This is a genomic window from Brevundimonas sp. (genome assembly GCF_046293315.1).
GTDB lineage: Bacteria > Pseudomonadota > Alphaproteobacteria > Caulobacterales > Caulobacteraceae > Brevundimonas.
In genome coordinates this window covers 1-589 of record NZ_JBKBPF010000091.1, presented here as the reverse complement: position 1 = coordinate 589, position 589 = coordinate 1, and the positions used below count along the sequence as shown (strand labels likewise).

General features: G+C 63.7%; 1 protein-coding gene. It reads left to right on the top strand.

The window, feature by feature from the left end; genetic code table 11:
• Positions 1-432: thiamine pyrophosphate-dependent enzyme (locus tag ACK4SE_RS14180; RefSeq protein WP_409694019.1), on the top strand; the 432-nt coding region annotated here is incomplete at its 5' end.
• Positions 433-589 lie beyond the last annotated feature (157 nt).

The following is a 589-nucleotide window of genomic DNA, read 5'->3' as shown; positions in this document are numbered from 1 at the left end:
GCGATGCTGGCGGACAAGGCGGCCACCGGCGTCAGCCGTCCGGGCCTGTTGCTGACTTCCGACAGCAGCTTCTTGTTCCATATCGCCGAACTGGAAGTGGCGGTGCGCACCAAGCTGCCGCTGGTCTGCGTCGTCGGCGTGGATAATCAGTGGGGTCTGGAAGTGGGCGTCTACAAGCGCACCTTCGGCCAGGGCACGGAAGAAACCGGCACCCATTGGAGCAAGGAAGTCCGCTTCGACAAGATCGGCGAGGGCTTTGGCTGCCACGGCGAATATGTGACCCGCGCGGAGGACATCAAGCCGGCGATCGCGCGCGCCTATGCCAGCGGCAAGCCGGGCGTCGTCCATGTCGTGATCGACCCCAAGGCCAATTCGGAAGAAATGCCGAAATATGCCGAATTCCGCACCTGGTACGCCGAAGGCACCCAGTAAAATGCCCTTCCTCCCCGGATAAGGGGAGGGGGACCGCCGCAGGCGGTGGAGGGGTGTCACCCTGGTGGGCACACCCCTCCGTCTGGCCTTTGGCCAGCCACCTCCCCTTCAGGGGGAGGATTTTGGAGAGGATGGGACATCGACATGCGCGACTATC